The organism is Vibrio sp. 10N.222.55.A1 (genome assembly GCF_041473835.1).
Lineage (GTDB): Bacteria > Pseudomonadota > Gammaproteobacteria > Enterobacterales > Vibrionaceae > Vibrio > Vibrio crassostreae_C.
Genome location: NZ_JBFRSX010000082.1, coordinates 1 through 5,180, shown reverse-complemented (window position 1 = coordinate 5,180; position 5,180 = coordinate 1). Strand labels below are relative to the sequence as shown.

At 40.2% G+C, this 5,180-nt stretch carries 3 protein-coding genes and 1 pseudogene; 3 read left to right on the top strand and 1 reads right to left on the bottom strand.

The window, feature by feature from the left end:
- Positions 1–134: 134 nt before the first annotated feature.
- Positions 135–482: pseudogene (locus AB4493_RS20290) on the bottom strand (IS6 family transposase); the annotation flags it as partial.
- A 190-nt stretch (positions 483–672) separates the two neighbouring features.
- Here AB4493_RS20290 and AB4493_RS20285 point away from each other — a divergent pair.
- From AB4493_RS20285 to tnpA, 3 genes are all read left to right on the top strand, one after another.
- Positions 673–2,763, top strand: a complete 2,091-nt coding sequence (locus tag AB4493_RS20285) for a carboxylesterase family protein (RefSeq protein WP_372155705.1) — start codon at positions 673–675, stop codon at positions 2,761–2,763.
- A 47-nt stretch (positions 2,764–2,810) separates the two neighbouring features.
- The gene (locus AB4493_RS20280; protein WP_372155704.1) at positions 2,811–4,514 is read left to right on the top strand and encodes a hypothetical protein; all 1,704 of its coding nucleotides are present in this window, start codon (positions 2,811–2,813) and stop codon (positions 4,512–4,514) included.
- A gap of 474 nt (positions 4,515–4,988) precedes the next feature.
- Positions 4,989–5,180 (top strand): IS66 family insertion sequence element accessory protein TnpA (gene tnpA / locus AB4493_RS20275; protein WP_408063596.1); only part of this gene is annotated, 192 nt, incomplete at its 3' end.

Sequence of the window (5,180 nt, the reverse complement as noted above, 5' to 3'; positions counted from 1 at the left end):
CAACGCTCAAGTGGGCGAAATCATGGCGAATGTCAAAGCGATTAACAAAGTCATAGGACTAGGTATGCCCGTTAGAAGCTAACGGCTAGCTACATATGGTGTCGTTGATCTTCAAGCTGATTTGATCAACAACGCCTGGTGAAGAAGGCGCGAGCTGCCTTCTCGTCACGGTATTCGCACAGTAAAAAATCAATCACATTACCGCATTTATCAACGGCTCGGTAATAATACTTCCACTGGCCTTTGACGTTAATGTAAGTCTCATCCATCCGCTACGAAGTAGCGACAGGCTTCTTTCTTCGGTGTGCTCTGTGCTCCAATAGTGGGGCGTATTTGATAACCCACCGATTGATGGTTGAGTGATCAACATCGATACCTGGCTCATTGAGTATCTCTTCGGTTTCACGGTAGCTCAGCTTATAAGAAACGTAATAACGAACAGCCGGAAGAATGATGTCGGAAGGAAAGTGGCGCCTGTAAATTTGATGGCCATAGCGTCGGCAGTGGTGAATTTTGATGAAGAGTTTAACCTATCACCACTGTTTACGACAGAACCTGTAATTGTAATATTGTCCACCTTTTCTGATTTTTAAGTCTAATATTAGAAGATTGATTTTGGTATTCAAAGCGTGATAGCAATGTTCTTTACTTTCGATATTGAAGAGGTAAGTGATGACAAAAGCATTTTTGGTCTTGATCGGAGTTGTACTTTTCGGTTGTCGTGATGATTCTACTGAGTTCAGCTTTACCCCTGCTCCTGAAGAGGAATCACCTCAACCCATTACTTTTGAGGCTCAAATAGGTGAAGTGACTATACAAGGCCTCAAAGAACCAATAATCACAGTCGCCCCTTCACTTTCTGCGACTGAAGACGGTATCTCACTGGTTACAATAGAAACGTTCAAAGGGATACCTTATGCTTACTCGGGCGATAGTAGCGAAGGTGATTTTTTCTTCGGTGCGCCTGACCGTTTTGAACACAGTGTGATGCTGCCTCTAGCACAAGCGGTGACCGAAAATAATTCGTATACAGACTTTGGGAACATATGCCCTCAGTTTGGCTCAACAGAATTGTACTCAGAGACCTGCCTTTACTTGAACGTATGGAGACCTAATAATGCGACTTCAGGTGATTTATTACCTGTGTATGTTTATATCCATAGTGGTTCGTTTGAAACGGGATCTGGACACCTGCCCAATATAATTCCAGATGTCGCCGTTGCACAAAGTACAATGAGTGATAACCCCTTTATCGCTGTTACTTTTAACTACCGTCTTGGTTTATTGGGAAAACGGTGGGTTGAAGATGCAGGTCAAACGAAAGGAGGCAACTTTGCGGTTGGTGATCAAAAGCGAGCTCTAGAGTGGGTTAGCCAACATATCGAAGACTTTGGCGGAGATAGTACAAACGTCACTGTATTTGGGCAAGGTGCTGGTGCGACATCAATTAATGCGCTTCAGCAAACAACCAGTGGAGAGCGCGATCCTGAAGATGATATTGCCGGTAATTTCTTTAGCAGAGCGATTATGCAAAGTTTACCGCTCGGACTTTCATTTGAATCATACGCTGCAGCGAAAGACCAATACGACACTTTAGAAACTGCAATGGCAACGCTGTATCCTGATTTAAGTATTAACCAATTGACGGTTGATCAGATTTTAGAACTACAAAAACAAGTAAAAGCAGAAATAACGGGACGCTTGTTTGGTTTACCTGACCAAACCATCGAAAGTATGGTCAGTGACATCTTGGGCTGGATTGAAGATGGCGATAGCACGGAATCGATTGTGGCGAAGCTTACTTTGAAATACGCATCGGATATTGCAGCAATCGAACCGCGAGCGAAATTACTTCCCTTTTCACCCTACATTGAGTCCCATCGTGAGTGCATAAAGACATTCCTTGGGGTTTGCACAGAATATGAGGAATACCCAGGCTATCACGTAACAAGCCTCGCTCATGAAGCTCCTTTAACCGTCCCTTCTATTATAGGATTTAATAACAATGAAACGGATAGTTATATAGCGGAGTTAAAGTTACTATTCTTGATTAATATAGAATTATTACCGGGTATTAAATTACTTGATGTTGTCCTATTTTTAATAGGAGATAGTGATGATATTCGTGATTTGCCACAAATAGCAGATATACCTGCGTACACGTTAATATCATCAATCCTATATGTAGATCGGTTGACCGACACGCCTTTACGCTTTGATGATTTCTCACCATCGGAAAATCCTACCACTTTAGATGGGGTATCAGAAGAGATAAGAAAGTTTAATCAATTAAATAATCAATTGATATATAAATGTGCTATTCGTGATTACGCAAAAGAAGTCGATCATGACATCACTCCTATCATTTATCATTTTGACTATGTCGCAAGTTTTAATAACCAGCTGATTGAAGACTCTATTTTTGACACAATAGGTAATTTGGCTTGCTTCGGTGGAAAAGCCTGTAACCAAGCTGAAATTCCTTTTGTATTTAATCGATTATATAACCAAAGCGGATCGAAGATAGCGCCTGATGAAGGTGACCTTCTTCTTATGGGAGAAGTATCGAGTTTGTGGTTTAGCGATGAATTATTCAACCCTGAATATCGATACCAAGAAGATACAGATAACATATTGGTGATAGTTAATAATGCCACGGATGATGGTGGCGAAATAAACAAGAATATTACAGCGTGGGATGCTACGATAAATATGGGTATTGATGCTAGCACATCACAAGGTATTTGTGATGCTATTTACTAAGTCGTCTTTTATTACAGTGAGGTAGGAATGATGCTACATAGAGTTTGTTGGATAGAGGTGAAAGTAAATCATCGAAATTTTTTTTTATTTTATTTCGTAGATCTTGGTGCGTAAGTTTCTTTTCTTTTATTTTGATACTCTCTAATATTGCTAATGCAAAAGAAGCTTCGTTTTTTGAGCAGTATGGCATACCGGAACACCTACCTAAGTATGGTATTAGTACTTTATCTCAAGGTGATCATATTGTTGAGCACGTTCGTAAAGTCACTTCAATTAATGAGGAGGCTTCATCTTCATCTTTTTATTTAGTGCAAACAACAGATTTAAAGGGAAATATTGATTTGAGGATTAAATATTTTCAGGATCAAATTTCTCAAATAGATGGTGAACCTTCACTCTCAGAAGATGGTGGAGCGATAGACTCCATTGAATATTTGACTAAAACAGAATATCGACTTCGCGCCTACTCAGATAGTTACGATCGGTCTTCGGTTACCGTTGAAGAATTAGATGAACGTCGTGCAATTGTACGTTTTAACTATTCTAAGTATCAACTACCTCAAGATGTCGCCTATTTTCGTTTCATGCGAGTTGAGATAAGTGTTGAAGATCGCAAGCCTGTTAAAATGGTGATCACTAATTCGCAACCATTTACCTATGGTACTTATAGAATTGAGGATTATAGACAAGAAATCTTAATCAGTGAGCGTTACAATGGTCAATTTTACGTTAAAAGCAAAACCATTGTGGCAAACGGAGTAACTAGAAAAAAAGAAAAGCTTACTCTGTCATTGCTCATGACTCCCGTCGCTTTTTATGACGATGTAGATGGTGTCGAAGTTCTAGATAGTGAAAAGCTTGAAGAAGCATCAGATCCTCGTATTCGAGAAGAAAAGGTCGAGGTCAGTAGTTTTTTCCCACTGATGGGAGACTTAGTCCGTAGACAAGGTATTGATATTCCTCTTCCATACGGTTTTTCTGTCGCTTATCGCAATCAAGATATGGATCTTGGCTTTCAATCTTTTAATTTAGGTCTCGGAGCATTAGGCCTTCAGAATTTAGATAAGGACTTTGAACCGACAGAGACCTTCGCCAAAGTTAATGCTGAGAGTTTTAGTATAAGGGGAGATGTCTATATTTTGCCTTTCTGGAATGTTTACGCTTTAGCTGGAAAGATTAAAGTTAAGGCAACCATTGATGCGCAATATACATCGGAGAGTTTAAACGAAGTTAAAGATAGTTTAAACGGCATCGATCCTGGATTAGGTGATGCCTTATGTAGTGCGCTAAGCAATGAAGGACTCCCTCTGTGTAGCCCTGGTCGATTGAAGCTTCCTTTAAGTCTTGACTATGATCTGTTAGGTGTGGGTACTACACTAGCCGTCGGGTATAAAGAATTTTTCGCCACGCTTAATATGACCGCATCTCAAACACGATTAGAGGGCTCTTCGAGCTGGGGTGATACTCTGTTTGTTGCTCAACCAATGGTTGGTTATCAGCTTGTTGATTATAGAGCTCAGTTATTAATTGGTGCTGAATATCAAGGCTTAGATTCTACGTTATCCGGTAATCTAGGTTATGTAGATGCGTTACAAGGTGAGTTCACTTATGACGTTGATGTTTCTCTAAATCAATGGGCTTATTTGATTGGTTTTAATAAGCAAATAGGTAAACACTATAATATCACAGCCCTTTATAATAAAGGTGAAACAAGAGAAGCATATACAGTTAGTTTGGGCTATCGATGGTAAATGATTGTGTTAATACTAAGCTGAAATATGGGGAGTATCCGTAGCTCAATTTATTTAACATTAATCTATCAATGTGGCCATGAAACATCTTAGTTTCTTATGGCCATTTTTTTGTTCGGGTAGCATTCTGATTTAAAGGCTCTCCGCCACTTGAAACGCAACACCTCACCCGTGAGAAGAGATGCATCAAGCACTTGCGTATTTTCATCCAAGCACATCGAAGTTGATTATAATCGAACAAGAAGGACAGTGCTCTTGGATATCTAAGCCCAGTTAACTTTAAAAAACAATATGTCGCTTATGCGTATTTCGGTGATTGCGATCGGCTGTTTCCCCCCGGTGTCAGCATAGTTGTCGTCTAGATTTTTAAGGGGATAACAATGCCAGCTAATCCGTAAGCGTGCCATGAACACCGCATTCTAATCCTTCAGCACGAAGAATAAGATCAACTCTCCAACCCAAAGGAGAGTTGAAATGGCAAAACGACGTACCAACCTAGAATGGCAATCACTGTTTGAGCAATATGAAAGCAGCAGTGTTACCCAACGCGCTTTTTGTGAAGAGCATGGACTGAGTTTATCCACGTTCTTTGCCAAACGGCGTCAACTCCAAACAGCAAGCCAATCGGAATCTGTCGGATTTGTTAAAGCCGAAATCGTTGAAAAG